Genomic DNA, 14,975 nt, shown 5'->3' on the forward strand with positions numbered 1-14,975 from the left:
GGCTCTCTATAAACCGGGGGCCCCCCCGGCACACCCCCCGACAGTCCCTCGGGCGGGCGGGTCTAACACCAATACCGCGGGGGGGCGGCCCCCCCCCCCCCCCCCGCCCCCGGCCCTCGTCGCGTATCCACCCAGGGCAAAGGGCTTACGAGCGGGGAAGCTGGGGTCCGTCCGGGCGGCCGTTCGGACGCGCCGGGGGCTGGTCCTCGCGGATCACCTCGCCCTGGACGACCTTGCCGTCGGGGCGGTGCATGCGCGCCTGCTGGAAGGCGTCGCCGAGGCCACCGGGGGCGGCCGCCGCGGCCGCGGTGAGCTTGCGCTCGAAGGCGCGCTCGGCGCTGCGGCTGAGGACCTTCTGGAGCGGCGGCACGAGCAGCAGCAGACCCAGGACGTCCGAGATCAGGCCGGGCAGGATGATGAGGAGCCCGCCGAGCATGGTCAGGGCGCTGCCGCCGCCCTGGTCCGGCGCGGGCGCCAGGCCCTGCTGCTGCTGGCGCAGCCCCTCGCTCAGGTTCATGAAGGCGCGGCGCCCGGCCCGCTTGATGACGAAGGAGCCGAGCACCAGGCCGCCCACGAGCAGCAGGAACACGGTCAGTCCGCTCGACGCGCCCGCCACCACGGTGAGCAGCCAGATCTCCAGGACCAGCCACGCGGCGATGCCGAGGGGCAGGAACCTGAGGACGCGGGAGCGCCGGGGCCGTGCGGGCTTGAGGGGAGGCGGTGCGCCAGTCGTCATGCTCCCAGTGTGCCTGGCCCCGGCTCAGACCGGGATAAGCAGGGTGATCAGGAGCGGGGGTCGGACGGCTTGCGGCCAAGCGCCTTGCCGACCCGCTCCCCCACGCCCCAGGCAGTGACCCGCCACAGCGCCTCCGCGACGATGTCGCGGCTCATCTTGCTGTCGCCGAGCTCCCGCTCCACGAAGGTGATGGGCACCTCCACGACGTGGTACCCGGCCTTGACGGCCCGCCGGGCCAGGTCGACCTGGAAGCAGTAGCCCTGGGAGGCCACGTCGGCGAGCCCGAGCCCTTCCAGGGTCTCGCGGCGGAAGGCGCGGTAGCCGCCGGTGACGTCGCGGATCGGCACGTCGAGGAGCAGCCGGGAGTACGTGCTGCCGCCACGGGAGAGGAACTCGCGCGACCTGGGCCAGTTGACGACCCGTCCGCCCGGCACCCAGCGCGAGCCGAGCACCAGGTCGGCGCCCTTGAGGGCGGTGAGCAGGCGCGGCAGCTCCTCGGGCTGGTGCGAGCCGTCGGCGTCCATCTCGACCAGGACGCCGTAGCCGTGCTCCAAGCCCCAGGAGAAGCCCGCGAGGTAGGCGGCGCCGAGGCCCTCCTTGCCCTTGCGGTGCAGCACGTGGACGTGGTCGTCCTCGGCCGCCAGCTCGTCCGCGATCTTCCCGGTGCCGTCGGGGCTGTTGTCGTCGGCGACGAGCACGTGCGCCTCGGGCACAGCGGTGCGCACCCGGCCCACGATCGCCTGGATGTTCTCCGCCTCGTTGTAGGTCGGGATGATCACCAAGGCCTGGCCGAGCGGGCCGAACTGCCGCCCCGCGTCCGCTGCTTCGCTGATCCCGCCGCCGTTGCTCACTACTGCCCCTTCGTTCGTACGCAGGGGACCACCATAGTGGCCCGTGCCTGGGGCTCTCGCGACGCCACGGGTCCGGCCCCCGCGCCGGGGCGCCGCCGGTGCGGAAGCGATCCTGCGGGTAGGGGCCCGGTGCCCTTCGGGCCGGCCTGGGACCCGCTGGCTGCGGATCGACCGAGAGCCGTTGTCTACTGAGCGTCCGGGCCCCACCCGGGTCGCACCTCCCCCTGGCTCCCAGGGAGCGGGAGGGACGCCCTTGCCCCGGTGATCGCGTCCCGCGCCCGGGCGTCGCGGGCGCTGGACCTGGCTCCCTGTGGCGGTGCGCCGGTGCGGCGCGCCACCCGTGGCCCAGCGGCGTTCGACGACTGCGTGCAGGTTCACCGGTCGGACGTCCTGTGGTGGACGCGCCGAAACTACCCGTGCACATCGGCCGTCTGTCAATAGCCGTGTGACCTGCGCGGTTTCCGTAGATCAGCAGGTCAGTGGCGAGGGGCCCGGCCGCGCGCGACGCGCCGCGTGGCCCCGTTCGGAGCCGCGCGGCCGCACCGGCGTCACTCGCCCGGCCGTACGAACACCGTCTCTCCGGCGACCACCGTGCGCAGGCAGACGGGCAGCTCGGTGCCGGGCGTCAGGTCGGGCAGGCCCGGGGTGCCGGAGCGCGGGTCGGTGGACCAGCGGGCGACCCGGTCGTCGGGGGCCTGGACCACGAGCTCGCCGGTGCGCCACACGGCGTAGTCGGCGGGGGCGCCGGGCACCAGGACGCCCGCGTCGTCGCGGCCGGTGGCCCGCCAGCCGCCGCGGGTGTGGGCGGTGAAGGCGGCGCGCACGGACACCCGCTGCTCGGCGGTGTGGTGGAAGGCGGCGGCGCGCACGGTGCCCCACGGGTCGAGCGGGGTCACCGGGCAGTCGGAGCCGAAGGCGAGCGGCACACCGGCGCGCAGCAGGGCCGCGTACGGGTTGAGGGCGCGGGCGCGCTCCGCGCCGAGCCGCCGGGCGTACATGCCGTCGCCGCCCCACAGCGCGTCGAACGCGGGCTGCACCGAGGCGGTCAGGCCGAACTCGGCGAAGGCGGCGATGGTCTGGGGGGTGAGCATCTCGGCGTGCTCGACGCGGTGCCGGGCTGCGCGCACGCGGGCGAGGCCGACCTTGTCGGCGGCGGCGCGCACGCCGTCGGTCACGGCGGTCACGGCGGCGTCCCCGATGGCGTGGAAGCCCGCCTGAAGGCCCGCCTCGGCGCAGGCGACGACGTGGTCCGCGACGTCGGCGGCGCTCAGGTAGGCGTTGCCGGTGTGGTCGGCGGCGGCCGCGTCTTCGTACGGCTCGTGCAGCCAGGCCGTGTGCGAGCCGAGCGAGCCGTCCACGAAGAGGTCACCGGCCGCGCCCCGGGCGCCGAGCTCCCGCGCGCGGGCGACGCCTTCGGCGCCCAGCTCGCCCCAGTAGCCGACGACGCGCGGCCCGGGCTCCTCGGCGGCCAGGCGCAGCAGCCCGGTGAAGTCGTCCTCGCTGGAGATGGTGGGGCCCGCGCACTCGTGCACGGAGCCGATGCCGAGCGACGCGGCGCGGCGGAGCGCGGCGCGCTGGGCCTCGGCGCGCTGGAGCGGCGTGAGGGCCCCGTGGGCGGCCTCGCGCACCGCGTGGTGGGCGGCGGCGGTCAGCGGCGCGTCGGCGCGGTACCCGGCCGCCTCGGCGACGCCGGGCACCAGGTCCAGCAGGGCGGTGGTGACGACGGCGGAGTGCACGTCGACGCGCGACAGGTACAGCGGGCGGCCGCCGGTGGCCTCGTCGAGCTCCGCGCGCGTGGGCGGACGGCCGTCGGGCCAGCGGGCGGCGTCCCAGCCGTGGCCGAGCAGCACGCGGTCGTCCGGGCGCGCGGCGGCGTGTTCGCGGACGAGAACGAGCGCTTCGGCCAGGCTCCCGGCCCGGGAGAGGTCCAGGCCCGTGAGCGCGATACCGGCGCCCGTGGTGTGCACATGGGCGTCGGTGAACGCGGGGGTGACGAGGGCGCCGTCGAGGTGGACGACCTCGTCGACGCCGTCCGCGAAGGCGTCGGCCGCGCCCTCGGAGCCGACCCAGGCGACATGGCCGCGCTCGACGACCATCGCGGTCGCGAAGGGGTCGGCAGGGCTGTGGACTTCTCCGCCGCGCAGCAGGACGGTGCGGTGCCCGCTCGCGGGGGTGGTGCGCTCGCTCATGGGGACAGTCTCGCGCCTGCGCGGGGGCGCCGTGCCGCCGGGGTGGAGCGGCGCCCGGACCACCGGCCGGGCACGGGGCGGGCGGGCCCCGCGCGGGCCTCAGATCCGCGGCGGCCGCGCCTCGTAGGGCGTGGAGAGGACGACGGTCGTATGGGTGGAGACCCCGGCGAGCGAGCGCAGCCTGGCCAGCAGGTTCTCCAGCTCGTGCGGGGTGGCGACCCGGACCTTCAGGAGGTAGTTCTCCGCACCCGCCACGCTGTGGCAGGCCTCGATCTCGGGCACCGGGGCCAGGCGTTCGGCGATGTCGTCGGGCGCGCTGGGGTCGAACGGCTTCACCGCGATGAAGGCCGTGAGCGGCAGGCCGACGGCCTCGGGGTCGACGACCGCGGCGTACCCGCGGATCACCCCGCGCTGTTCGAGCCGGCGCACCCGCTGGTGCACGGCAGACGTGGACAGGCCCGTGGCCTTGCCCAGGTCGGTGTAGCTCATCCGCCCGTCCTTGACGAGCAGCTGCACGATCTGTCGGTCCAGCTCCTCCATGCGCCGAACCTACAGTGCCCTTGATCCCCGCCGATACCTGAGGGACACCCGAACGGCACCGGGACGGGCCCCGGGCGCCGCCCGCGCGGGGCCCGGAGCGGCGCGAGCAGGGCGCCCGCGGCCCTGGCTCCCGGTGCCACGGACGCGGCGGCGGCCAGGGCCGCGGGAGGGGATCGCTCCGCATGACTCCTCGCACGTCCGCATACCTGCGCACGCCTCGGGAGCCGCCCCGCGCACAGCGGCATCTTCATCCGACATGTGACGAACACCACACATCAGGGGGCGGGTCCGTGGAAGTGCCGCGATTACCGCCAGGACGGGACGGGAAGTGCTTGCTGTGGTCGAGGCCGCAGTGCCTTGTCGGCCCACCCGAGGGGGAGATTCCCATGCATAACCTGAAGCGCCCCGGTCGTACCGCGCGCCGTAAGCAGCAGGCCGTAGAACTGCTCGAACCCGCACCGGAGGGCGTCGAACCCACCGACGCCGAGGACGAGGAGTTCGACGCCTACGACACCCTGGAGATGTACCACGTGACCTGCCCGGACTGCGGGCAGCCCATCGCGCTCCTGGCGGACGAGGACGTCCTGCCCGAGCACGCCCTGTGCCCCACGCCGTGGAACCCCTTCGGGCTCACCGTCTGCGCGGGCACGGGCCGCCCCGCGGCCGAGGCCGAGTCCGCGGACGAGTCGCCCGAGCCCCAGGAGCAGGACACCGCCCGGCTCCTGACGCTCCCCCAGGGCCTGGACTGGCGCACGCAGCCGTTCTCGCACGTGGGCGGGCCCGGCTCACGCCCGATCCGGGTGCCCCGGCAGCGGCAGCTCGGCCGCGCGGCCTGACCGGCCGCTCCGGCAGACAGCGGTGGCGGCCCGTCAACCACCGGCGGGCCGTCACCAGTAGTCGCCGCGCACCATCGCCGCGAGGCTCTCGTGGTGCAGGATCAGCCGGTCGGGGTCGTCCGGCACCACGGCCTCCCCGAAGTGCACCTGCCGGTGGGCGACGCGCAGCATGACGATGGCGTGCCGCAGCGCCGCGTACAGCGTGTAGAAGTCCATGTCGCGCGGCCGGTGGCCGGTCAGCTCGGCATAGCGGTCCTCGACGCGGTCGCGGCGCAGGAAGCCGGGAAGGCCGGGCTGCCCGAAGCCCGCCGTCAGGTCCTGGAAGAACCGGTGCAGATACACGGTCCAGCCGAGGTCGACCTCGCGCGGCCCCAGGCAGGCCATCTCCCAGTCGAGCACGGCGACCGGGTCGAAGCCCTCGTAGACGATGTTGCCGATGCGGGCGTCGCCCCAGTTGAGGACCGTCTCGCCGGGGTCGGTGGGCCACAGGTCCGCAAGGCGCGCGAAGGCGCTCTCGATCAGGGGTGAGCGGGGCAGGCCCCGCACCACCCACGCGTAGTACGCGCGCTGCGCCCGCACGTGGCGGCGCAGCGGATCGCCGTCGCCGGGCAGCGCGAGGAACGCCGCATCGCCGGCCGGGGCCTGGTCGTGCAGCCGGGCCAGGACGCGGATCGTGGCGTCCTCCAGGTGCGCGCGCTCGGCGTCGCTCGCCGCGTGCAGCCAGTTGCCCTCGTACGTGTACGGCATGACGTCGGGCGGCACCCGGCCCGTGACGCGCTCCATCACGAAGAACGGCGCGCCGAGCGGGGCCGGGTCCTCCTCCAGCCACAGCACCCGCGGCACCGGCACGTCGGTGCGCTCGGCCACGAGCCGCAGGGTGCGGTACTGGCGTGGCATGTCGTACACCGGGAAGACCGTGTACGCGGCCGGGTCCGCCGCGAGCCGGGCCGCGCAGGCGCGCACGGGCGGCCGGGGGTGGTCGAGGGTGAACAGGAGCGTCTCGCTCGACATGCCGTTGGACTCGGGCACGCTCACGTCGACGGCCCTGGCGCCGGGCAGCCGCGCCCCGAGCCAGTCGGTCAGACGGCGGGCGAGCGCCTCGGGGTCGCGCGTGCTGGTGCGGGGCCGGGGCGTGGTGGCCATGGCGGCGCTCCTCTCGGGGGGGGGGCGGGCGCGGGCGCCGGTCAGGGCGCGACGGAGCCGAAGCCGGTGAAGCCGCTGGGGTCGTGGCGGCCGAAGGTGCCGTGCTCGAAGATGCCGTGGCCGACGCGGCCGTCGAGGGTGCAGCGGGCCGCGTGGTCGACGACGCCGTACGCGGCGAGGGGGTGGGCCGCGGGGTCCGACAGGTCGTAGGAGCGGCGCTCGCACCAGGAGCGGCCGCGCCAGGTGCCGTGCTGCCAGTCGTCGGCGGGCGGGTAGCCCGCGCCGACGGCGAGCGGCAGCGAGGTGAGGACCTCGACGCCGAGCTCCAGCGGCTTGTGGGTCAGCGGGTCGGTCAGGTGGATGACCGCGGCCTCGGGGTGCCGGGTGCCGGAGCGGTAGGCGACGTCGGCGCGGGGCCAGCCGAGCTGGCGGTCGCGGTCGCCGGGGCGGACCAGGGTCGCGTCGTTGAGGGTGCGGTAGCCGTCGGCGTCCTCCTGGGTGATGACCATCAGGAAGCGGTCGTCGAAGCGCACCGGGCACCAGATCCAGTGGAAGCCGTCCGTGGGGTACTCCTCGGCGAGGCGGCCGCCCTCCTCGCCGGGGATGGGCCGCACGCCCCAGCTGCGGTCCCGGGTCGCCGTCCACTCCCCGGCCGTCACCGGGATCTCCTCGCCGCCGAGGCGTATCGTTCCGGCACAGTGGCCCGCCTGGACGAACCTGCGGCCTTCGAGGGTGAGCCGGTCGCCGCGCCGCTGGAGGTGGTGCGGCTCCCACAGGGCCGGGAAGTCGGCGTGCCAGGTGAGGTCGTAGCCGAGCGAGGCCGCGTCGTCGGGGTCGGCGGCGCACGTCAGACGGAGTCTGCGCAGGGGCTCCTCGACCACGATGCGGAGGGGGCCGACGGAGAGTTCCATACGGTCGTCGCCGAGCGCGTCGGAGGCGCGTACGGCGTGCAGCGTATCTCCGGTGCGCAAGGTGGCGTACGCGTCGATGACGCCCGTGTTCGGATAGACGCCGAGGCCGAGGATCAGCAGGGCCCGGCCCCGGTGGTCGAAGAGGTGGAAGATGCACCGGTCATAGGCGTTGCGGTCGCCGGTGGCCACGTGCTTCATGGACAGCGGGACCTGGTGGACGGGGTACTCGTCGAGGGGCACGGGACGGTCGTCCGGCACGGAGTGCCTCCCTGGGGGACAGGGTGCTCGGAAGGCGCGGGCGGCGCGCGCCCGGACCGGAGTTGACGGTACGTCAGATGCTGTGCGGGAGCCATACACGTGTCAGCGGCGGACGCGCGCGACCCGGGTGGCGGGCGCGCGAGGCGCCGTCGGCGCGTGCGACTGCGACGGCGTGCCGCCGCGTACGGCGGCGCTGGTGCGGTGCGACGCGCGCGCCGCGCGACGGCGGACCCTGAACGCACTCTCGATTCGACCCGATGGTGACCTGGCCACGGGGCCGCGCGTTGGCCGGACATGACCCCCACCCATGCTCCGGCAGGCCAGCACCGCCGCACGCCGGCGCCGCGTCCCCCCGCCGCAGAATCGGTTCCTCACCGATCCCCCTACGCACAGCAGCAGCCGTACTCACACCAGGCCCCGTACTCCCCCCAGACCTCGTACGCACCATCCGGCTACTCCCCGCAGCACCAGCCGCCCCCTCCCCCGCCGCAGCCCGCGCCGCCCCAGGACCCGCCGATCTACCGGGCGCTGATCCGCCAGTGGGCCGACCGCGGCCGGACGCTGCCGGGGCGCCACGACCCCGAGTGGGTGCGGCTCGCGGCCCCGCCCGCGCCGAGCGGCCAGTTCACGGACCACTTCGGGACGGGCCAGGACACGGCCTTCGGCTCCGCGTACGACCTGGCGCCGGGCACGCGGTACGAGACGGGCCGGGGTTCCCCGTACGGCATGCGCGGCGCCGGTGACGACACCCTGCCCATCGGCGGCCACGAGCCCTACGGCCGGGCCCGGCGCCCGCAGGTCCCGCCGGTCCCCCCGGATCCCGGCCCGGACCCGGACGCGGAGCGGGACGCCCGCCCGGCAGGGCCGGACCCCCGGCTGCTGATCAGCCCCGCCCCGCAGAGCTCCTTCGGGCTCCGGCCCGGATCAGCGTGAGTCGGGGCCCGCGAGGTGGCGGGCGATGACCATGCGCTGGATCTGGTTGGTGCCCTCGACGATCTGGAGGACCTTGGCCTCGCGCATATAGCGCTCGACCGGGAAGTCGGCGGTGTAGCCGTAGCCGCCCAGGACCTGCACGGCGTCCGTCGTGACCTTCATCGCGGCGTCGGTGCACAGGAGTTTGGCCATCGCGGCCTGCTTGGAGAACGGCTTGCCCGCGTCCCGCAGCCGGGCCGCGGCCAGATACAGCGCCCGGCCCGCCTCGATCTGCGTCGCCATGTCGGCGAGCATGAAGCGCAGGCCCTGGAAGTCGGCGATGGGCCGCCCGAACTGCCGGCGCTCGGTCGCGTACCTCAGGGCCTCGTCCAGCGCCGCCTGGGCCACGCCGATCGCGCACGCCGCGATCCCGAGCCGCCCCGAGTCCAGCGCGGACAGGGCGATCGCGAAGCCCTGCCCCTCGTCGCCGATGCGGCGGGCGTCGGGCACGCGGACCCCGTCGAAGTGGAGCTGCGCCGTGGGCGAGCCGTTCATGCCCATCTTCTTCTCCGGGACGGCCGCCGAGAGGCCGGGCGCGTCCCCGGGCACCAGGAAGGCCGTGACGCCCTTGGCGCCCTCGCCGCCGGTGCGGGCGAGCACGGTGTAGAAGTCGGCGACGCCGCCGTGCGTGATCCAGGCCTTCGTGCCGGTGAGGACCCAGTCGTCGCCGTCGCGCACCGCCTTGGTGCGCAGCGAGGCGGCGTCGGAGCCGGAGGACGGCTCCGACAGGCAGTAGGCGCCGAGGAGTTTGCCGCCCAGCATCCGCGGCAGGTGCTCGGCCCGCTGCTCCTTGGTGCCGTAGCCCGCGAGGGCGTGGCAGGACAGGGAGTGCACGCTGACGCCGAGGCCGACCGTGAGGCGGGCCGCGGCCAGTTCTTCGAGGACCTGGAGGTACACCTCGTAGGGCTGGTCGCCGCCGCCGAACGCGGAGTCGTAGGGGAGCCCGAGCAGGCCCGACTCCGAGAGCAGCGCGAAGAGTTCGCGCGGGAAGCGTCCCGCGGCCTCCTCGTCGACCGCGTGCGGGGCGATCTCCCGCTGGACCAGCTCGCGGACCAGCGCCAGCAGATCCTGGGCCTCCTGTGTGGGCAGTTGGCGTTCCACCGGCTGCACGGCTCCGTCGGGCATCCCGCTCTCCTCTCCCCTGTTCCCCTGTCGGGGGCTTGCAGCGGACGCGCGCACGGGGTGTGACGACGCCGCCGGGACACTGCCACGCCGATGCTGCCCTTCCGGATCGCGGAAGCTGCTGACCAGCGACGGTGGCGCGTTGAGTATGCCCGATCGGCGGCATGGCGTCACGGGTTCTCCCGGCCGCTTTCCGATCTTCGAATCAGCCATGTCACGGGGTGCGCGGGCCCCTGCCACGAGGGCCAGGGAGAACGGGAATTGGTCCGAACCATTGACGCAATGGTCTAGTCCTCCCTAGAGTCCAGCGGCACGGAATCCTTCGCGTTCATGCCAATTCAAAGCGCGACTGTTCTTTGGTCAACAGCACCATCCCCCTTGCTCCCCTCTTCCCCCACGAGGAGACAGCGATGCCAAGACCACACCGTCCCCGCGCCCGCCTCAGGGCGCTCGTGGCCACCGCCTGTACCGCCGTCCTGGGCGCGGGCCTGCTCGCCGGTGCGGGCACCGCCACGGCCGACCAGAGCTCCGCCCCCAAGGCCGCCGAGGCCCAGGCGGGCTCACGCGTCGTCGGCTACTTCACCGAATGGGGCGTCTACGGCCGGAACTACCACGTCAAGAACGTCGAGACGTCGGGCTCCGCCAACAAGCTCACGCACATCAACTACGCCTTCGGCAACGTCCAGGGCGGCAAGTGCACGATGGGCGACGCCTACGCCGCGACCGACAAGGCCTACTCCGCCGACCAGAGCGTCGACGGCGTGGCCGACACCTGGGACCAGCCGCTGCGCGGCAACTTCAACCAGCTGCGCAAGCTGAAGAAGAAGCACCCCGACCTCAAGATCCTGTGGTCCTTCGGCGGCTGGACCTGGTCCGGCGGCTTCACCGAGGCCGCCAAGAACCCGCAGGCCTTCGCCCAGTCCTGCTACGACCTGGTCGAGAACTCCAAGTGGGCCGACGTCTTCGACGGCATCGACATCGACTGGGAGTACCCCAACGCCTGCGGTCTGAGCTGTGACACCAGCGGCCGGGCCGCGTACAAGAACCTGATGTCCGCGGTGCGGGCCAAGTTCGGCTCGAAGAACCTGGTCACGGCCGCCATCCCGGCCGACGCCTCCTCCGGCGGCAAGATCGACGCCGCGGACTACGCGGGCGCCGCCCAGTACGTCGACTGGTACAACCCGATGACGTACGACTTCTTCGGCGCCTGGGACGCCAAGGGGCCGACGGCGCCCCACTCGCCGCTCACCTCCTACCCCGGCATCCCCAAGGCCGACTGGAACTCACAGGCGACGATCGCCAAGCTCAAGGGCCTCGGCATCCCCGCGGACAAGCTGCTGCTCGGCATCGGCTTCTACGGCCGCGGCTGGACCGGCGTCACCCAGAAGGCACCGGGCGGCACCGCGACGGGGCCCGCGCAGGGCACGTACGAGCAGGGGATCGACGACTACAAGGTGCTCAAGACCAAGTGCCCGGCCAACGGCACGGTCGGCGGGACCGCGTACGCGCACTGCGGCACCAACTGGTGGAGCTACGACACCCCGGCCACCATCGCGGGGAAGATGAGCTACAAGAACCAGCAGGGCCTGGGAGGCACCTTCTTCTGGGAGCTCAGCGGTGACACCTCGAACGGCGAGCTGATCAAGGCCATCAACTAGCCGTCCGCAGCGGGCGATCGGGGCGGGAGTCGGCGGGCTCCCGCCCCTTCGCCATGTCACGTCCGCGGGGTCGCGGACGTCGTCTCACGGCGGCGGCGCCGGGCACCCGGGCTCGAACTCCTCGATGACGTTCAGGGTTTCGCGGAGCGTGCGCACCAGCAGCTCGCGCACCGTGTCCCGGGGCAGCTCCCGCTCGTCCGCCCCGCCCCCGCGGCCGATCCAGTCGAGCGTGATCCCCTCGACGCTGCACAGCCAGCCGAGCAGCGCGGTGCGCGCGAGCGCGGGGACCGTGCCGCGGCCGTACGCGCCCTCGGCGATCGTGCCGACCATCGTCTCGCGCACGCCGTCGCGGATGGCGTGCACCTCGGCGTCGAAGCCCACGCCGCCGCTGACGATCGTGCGGTAGGCCGCCTGGTGGTGCTCGGCGTAGCGCAGATAGCCGTCGATGGTGCGGTGCACCCGCTCCAGGGGCGGGAGTTCGGTGTCCCCGGCCGCCCGCTCCACGAGGTCGGCCACCGAGTCCTCGATGATCGCCAGGTAGTACCCGCGTTTGGACTTGAAGTAGTAGTAGATCAGCCCCTTGGCGACCCGCGCCTGTCTCGCGATGTCGTCCATCGAGAGCGCGTCGTAGGACCTGTCGGCGAACAGCTTCCGGCCGATGGTGATGAGTTCGGCGCGGCGCGCCATGGAGCGGTCGGTGCCGCGTGCCTGCGGGCGGTCAGCGTCGGTGGAACGGTCGCTACCGCGCTGTTGACTATTATTCAATTTCGGCCCTAGTCTCCAACTGCCTTGGGATGGGCCGCAGTATGGCAGACCCTCGCCGCCTGCCCGGAACGGCGCGGCCCTCCCGACGGCGCCCTGTAACGCACTCCCCTGACGCACCCGCGGTACGGCTGACTCGTACGGGAGGAAGACAGTGAGCGCATCCAAGCGGCCCGGAGCGGGGGCCGCCCCCGAGGGCAGAACCAACTGGAAGAAGACGGCCGTCATCGCGCTGCCCGCGTTCGTGGCGGTCGGCGCGATGGCGTCGATCATGGCGGAGGGCGCGCTCGCCGCGTCCTTCGCGGTCTCCGGCACCAGCTTCCAGGTCTCGTCGGGCAAGCTGACGAGCCAGGGTCTGGCCAGCTACGTGGAGACCGACCGGAGCGTCGACGGCAAGGGCCACCCGGTGGCGCTGCTCGGCATCGGCGACGCCACCCTGTCCGACATCTGTCAGTCCGCCTCGGTCAAGACGCCGCTGGGCACGGTGGTGTTCAAGCTGACGGCGGGCGGCGACGCGGGCAACGTCACCGCCAGCAACCTGATCATCGACGCCGAGGACCTCGTCGGCGACGCCCGCTTCGGCACCGCCCAGATCGGCCGGGACGCCTCCACGCTCGACGAGGTGCCCGGGGTCAAGGGCGACAAGGGCAAGTTCGGCCTCCAGGCGGGGGACATCGAGGTGTCCGGGGTCAGGTCGCACGCCTGGTCGGCCACCGGCGGCAACTTCCGCCTCAAGGGCATGCGGGTGGACGTCAGCCTGGACGGCAAGAAGTGCTTCTGAGCGGGCCGGGCGCGCCGCGCGAGGGCGGCTGGCTCGACGAACGGCTGCCGCTGCGGGAGGTGCGCCGGGCGGTGCGCGGCTGGCGGCGCACCCGCCCGTTCTGGGGCGGCCTGCTGCTCGTCCTGGGCGGGGCGGAACTCCTCGTCGTACCGCTGTCGCCGCTGACGGTCCTGGTGAGCCTCGGGCTCGGCGGGATCGCCGCGATCGGCATCGGGATCGCCCTGATGGCCGCCGGGCTGTTCCTGTGGCTGCTGCCGCAGGCGCACCACTACGTGTCCGTCAACGCGCTGATCCTGTCGGTCCTGTCGTTCGCGGCGACCAACCTCGGCGGCTTCCTGGTCGGCATGCTGCTCGGCATCGTGGGCAGCGCGATGGGCTTCGGGTGGACGCCGGTGCCCGAGGACGGCCAGGAGGAGGCGCGGCGCCCCGGGCTCCGCGACGGGCAGGGCACGCGGACCCTCGCCGTGCTGCTTCCGGTGGTCCTCGCCGGGGCGGCGCTGTGGGGCGCGGCTCCGGCGAAGGCCGTCCCCGTGGGCGGAGCCGTGGGCGGGGCGGCGGGCGGAGTCGTCGGCGGGGCGGCGGGCGGAGTCGTCGGCGGGGCGGCGGGCGGGGCCGTGGGCGGGGCGCACGCGGCCCCGCGGGCGCCCGGTGACGCGCCCGTGGTGGCGGCGCGGACGCCGCCGACCGTCACGACGACGCTCTTCGCGCCGAAGGGCTTCATCGTCGCGGGCGTGCGCGAGATCCCCACCGCCGACGGGCCGTTGAAGGTGATGGTGCTGCACATGAACGCGGCCTCCCTCACCGACTACCGGCTGCGCACCCGCGACGGCGGCCGCGAACTCGCCCTGGGCGCCGACACCTTGGACCTGAGCGGCAAGGTCACCCTGTATCTGACCAAGTTCAAGGGCTGCATCGAGGGCCTGCTGTGCCTGACGTTCACGCCCGACCGGCTTCCGGTGCCGCCGCTGGTGCCGCCGTTCGTCTTCATGACCGACGTGAGCGCCGAGCAGGCCCTGGTCACCTCGGACGTGATCACCGCGGGCGGGCTCAGCCTGCGGGCGCACCCCTGAGAGGCCACCTGGGAGGTCATCGTGATCCAGATCCAGGCAGCGCTGTTCTGGGCGTACGCGGCGGGCGCGACCTTCGCGCTCGCCGCGGGGCGCCAGCTCCAGGTGTGGGAGCGGATCAACGCGGGCGAGGGCCCGCGCACCCGCAGCCGTGCCGCCAACCCCTATCTGGCGCTCACCCTGCTCTTCGCGGCCGTGCTCATGGTGCCGACGGGGCTCTTCGTGCTGTGGCAGAACCCGTCCTGGGCGACCATGCACGTCGCCGACGGGCACGGCGGGGTGTGGGCGGGCTTCGTCCTGCTCTACGCGGGCGGCATCCCCCTCGGGGCGGTCCTCGGGTTCCTCGCGGCGCAGGTCCTGGTCCTGGTGGGCGCGGGCTACTGGGCCTACCTCCAGTGCGTGGGCGGCTACTTCCTGCTGTTCGGCACGCTGGTGCACGGCTGGGACGGCAGCGGCTACGAGCGGTTCCTCTCCCCCGGGGCCCGCGACTGGGCCGACTGGCCGCGGGACAGCGTGGTGAACAACGCCCTGGACTTCCTGACCTCCGGCACGTTCCTCGCCCTGCTCGTCTTCGGCGCGGCCGTCATCGGCACCATGCTGATCACACAGATCGGCTGGCTCGTCGAGGGCTGGTCGCTGCCCGGCGCGGACGAGGACCGCAAGGTGCACCGCGTCCTGGCCGTGGCGATCGCGGCGGCCGGGGTCTACGGCCTGCCGTTCCTCGGCGCCGTGGCCGCGAGCGCGCTGGTGCGGCTGCTCGGCGCCCTCCTGGGCCTGCCGCTGTTCGCGGTGCTCGCGGGTGTCGCCTTGCTGCCGCGGCGTTCGCCCGTACGGCGGCTCTACGACCTGGTGGGCGTACCGCACCGGCACTGGCGGGCGGACCTCGACGCGAGCGCCGCCCCGGGCGTGGCGGGGGTCACATCAGACCGGTCTGGGTGACGAGCATCGCGAGCACGACGACGAGCGTCCAGCCGAGGAGGTGCTCCAGGAGCCTCGGCCCGTCCTCCTGGGGGCCGCCGGTGCGGGCCCGGAGCCCCGCACGGGCCCGGAGCCCCTCGTGGGTCTGGAGAACGGTGGCGGTGGCGGAGCTCGCGGTCATGGCAACTCTCGATACGTCGTCCGGCAGTGGTGTCCCCCCACTGGCCGACA

General features: G+C 73.9%; 15 protein-coding genes. 6 read left to right on the forward strand and 9 right to left on the reverse strand.

The genetic code is table 11. From position 1 onward, the window contains the following. Window positions 1–145: 145 nt before the first annotated feature. The 4 genes from fxsA to ACIG3E_RS29600 form a co-directional block, all read right to left on the reverse strand. On the reverse strand, window positions 146–736 hold the full coding sequence (gene fxsA, locus ACIG3E_RS29585; RefSeq protein ID WP_399622578.1) for an FxsA family membrane protein: 591 nt from the start codon (window positions 734–736) through the stop codon (window positions 146–148). Window positions 737–783: 47 nt separating this feature from the next. After that, window positions 784–1,587 (reverse strand): polyprenol monophosphomannose synthase, encoded by an 804-nt coding sequence (locus tag ACIG3E_RS29590; protein ID WP_399622579.1) that lies wholly within the window; start codon window positions 1,585–1,587, stop codon window positions 784–786. Between the two features lie 548 nt (window positions 1,588–2,135). Beyond that, window positions 2,136–3,776, reverse strand: a complete 1,641-nt coding sequence (locus ACIG3E_RS29595) for an amidohydrolase (RefSeq protein WP_399622581.1) — start codon at window positions 3,774–3,776, stop codon at window positions 2,136–2,138. A 99-nt stretch (window positions 3,777–3,875) separates the two neighbouring features. Beyond that, window positions 3,876–4,316, reverse strand: coding sequence for an Lrp/AsnC family transcriptional regulator (locus ACIG3E_RS29600; protein ID WP_366794143.1), 441 nt, complete (start codon window positions 4,314–4,316; stop codon window positions 3,876–3,878). Window positions 4,317–4,702: 386 nt separating this feature from the next. On the opposite strand from ACIG3E_RS29600, the gene ACIG3E_RS29605 reads away from it, so the two are divergent. Continuing rightward, on the forward strand, window positions 4,703–5,152 hold the full coding sequence (locus tag ACIG3E_RS29605; RefSeq protein ID WP_399622583.1) for a hypothetical protein: 450 nt from the start codon (window positions 4,703–4,705) through the stop codon (window positions 5,150–5,152). 51 nt (window positions 5,153–5,203) lie between these two features. Here the strand turns inward: ACIG3E_RS29605 and ACIG3E_RS29610 are convergent, their stop codons facing one another. Next, on the reverse strand, window positions 5,204–6,295 hold the full coding sequence (locus ACIG3E_RS29610) for a phosphotransferase family protein (protein WP_399622584.1): 1,092 nt from the start codon (window positions 6,293–6,295) through the stop codon (window positions 5,204–5,206). Between the two features lie 41 nt (window positions 6,296–6,336). Beyond that, window positions 6,337–7,464, reverse strand: coding sequence for a hypothetical protein (locus tag ACIG3E_RS29615; protein ID WP_399622586.1), 1,128 nt, complete (start codon window positions 7,462–7,464; stop codon window positions 6,337–6,339). A 294-nt stretch (window positions 7,465–7,758) separates the two neighbouring features. On the opposite strand from ACIG3E_RS29615, the gene ACIG3E_RS29620 reads away from it, so the two are divergent. Next, window positions 7,759–8,397, forward strand: a complete 639-nt coding sequence (locus tag ACIG3E_RS29620; RefSeq protein WP_399622587.1) for a hypothetical protein — start codon at window positions 7,759–7,761, stop codon at window positions 8,395–8,397. On the opposite strand, the gene ACIG3E_RS29625 is transcribed toward ACIG3E_RS29620, so the two are convergent. Further along, complete coding sequence (locus ACIG3E_RS29625; RefSeq protein WP_399622589.1) at window positions 8,389–9,561, reverse strand: acyl-CoA dehydrogenase family protein; 1,173 nt, start codon at window positions 9,559–9,561, stop codon at window positions 8,389–8,391. The two genes, ACIG3E_RS29620 and ACIG3E_RS29625, sit on opposite strands and share 9 nt — an antisense overlap. Before the next feature lie 407 nt (window positions 9,562–9,968). On the opposite strand from ACIG3E_RS29625, the gene ACIG3E_RS29630 reads away from it, so the two are divergent. After that, complete coding sequence (locus ACIG3E_RS29630; RefSeq protein WP_399622591.1) at window positions 9,969–11,216, forward strand: glycoside hydrolase family 18 protein; 1,248 nt, start codon at window positions 9,969–9,971, stop codon at window positions 11,214–11,216. Between the two features lie 84 nt (window positions 11,217–11,300). Here ACIG3E_RS29630 and ACIG3E_RS29635 read toward each other — a convergent pair whose 3' ends face one another. After that, on the reverse strand, window positions 11,301–11,981 hold the full coding sequence (locus ACIG3E_RS29635; RefSeq protein ID WP_399622592.1) for a TetR/AcrR family transcriptional regulator: 681 nt from the start codon (window positions 11,979–11,981) through the stop codon (window positions 11,301–11,303). A gap of 256 nt (window positions 11,982–12,237) precedes the next feature. On the opposite strand from ACIG3E_RS29635, the gene ACIG3E_RS29640 reads away from it, so the two are divergent. Genes ACIG3E_RS29640 through ACIG3E_RS29650 form a run of 3 tightly spaced genes read left to right on the forward strand, consistent with a single transcriptional unit; the run spans window position 12,238 to window position 14,765 of the window. Then, window positions 12,238–12,759: a DUF6230 family protein gene (locus ACIG3E_RS29640; RefSeq protein ID WP_399622856.1), complete on the forward strand. Its 522-nt coding sequence runs from the start codon at window positions 12,238–12,240 to the stop codon at window positions 12,757–12,759. Next, the gene (locus ACIG3E_RS29645; protein ID WP_399622594.1) at window positions 12,750–13,829 is read left to right on the forward strand and encodes a DUF6114 domain-containing protein; all 1,080 of its coding nucleotides are present in this window, start codon (window positions 12,750–12,752) and stop codon (window positions 13,827–13,829) included. The genes ACIG3E_RS29640 and ACIG3E_RS29645 overlap by 10 nt, the downstream gene beginning before the upstream one ends. Before the next feature lie 21 nt (window positions 13,830–13,850). After that, window positions 13,851–14,765, forward strand: a complete 915-nt coding sequence (locus ACIG3E_RS29650; protein ID WP_399622595.1) for a hypothetical protein — start codon at window positions 13,851–13,853, stop codon at window positions 14,763–14,765. Here the strand turns inward: ACIG3E_RS29650 and ACIG3E_RS29655 are convergent. Continuing rightward, the gene (locus ACIG3E_RS29655) at window positions 14,743–14,925 is read right to left on the reverse strand and encodes an SCO1431 family membrane protein (RefSeq protein WP_399622596.1); all 183 of its coding nucleotides are present in this window, start codon (window positions 14,923–14,925) and stop codon (window positions 14,743–14,745) included. The two genes, ACIG3E_RS29650 and ACIG3E_RS29655, sit on opposite strands and share 23 nt — an antisense overlap. Between the last annotated feature and the right edge of the window lie 50 nt (window positions 14,926–14,975).

Source organism: Streptomyces sp. NPDC053474, from assembly GCF_044544845.1.
In the GTDB taxonomy this organism is placed as follows: Bacteria; Actinomycetota; Actinomycetes; order Streptomycetales; family Streptomycetaceae; genus Streptomyces.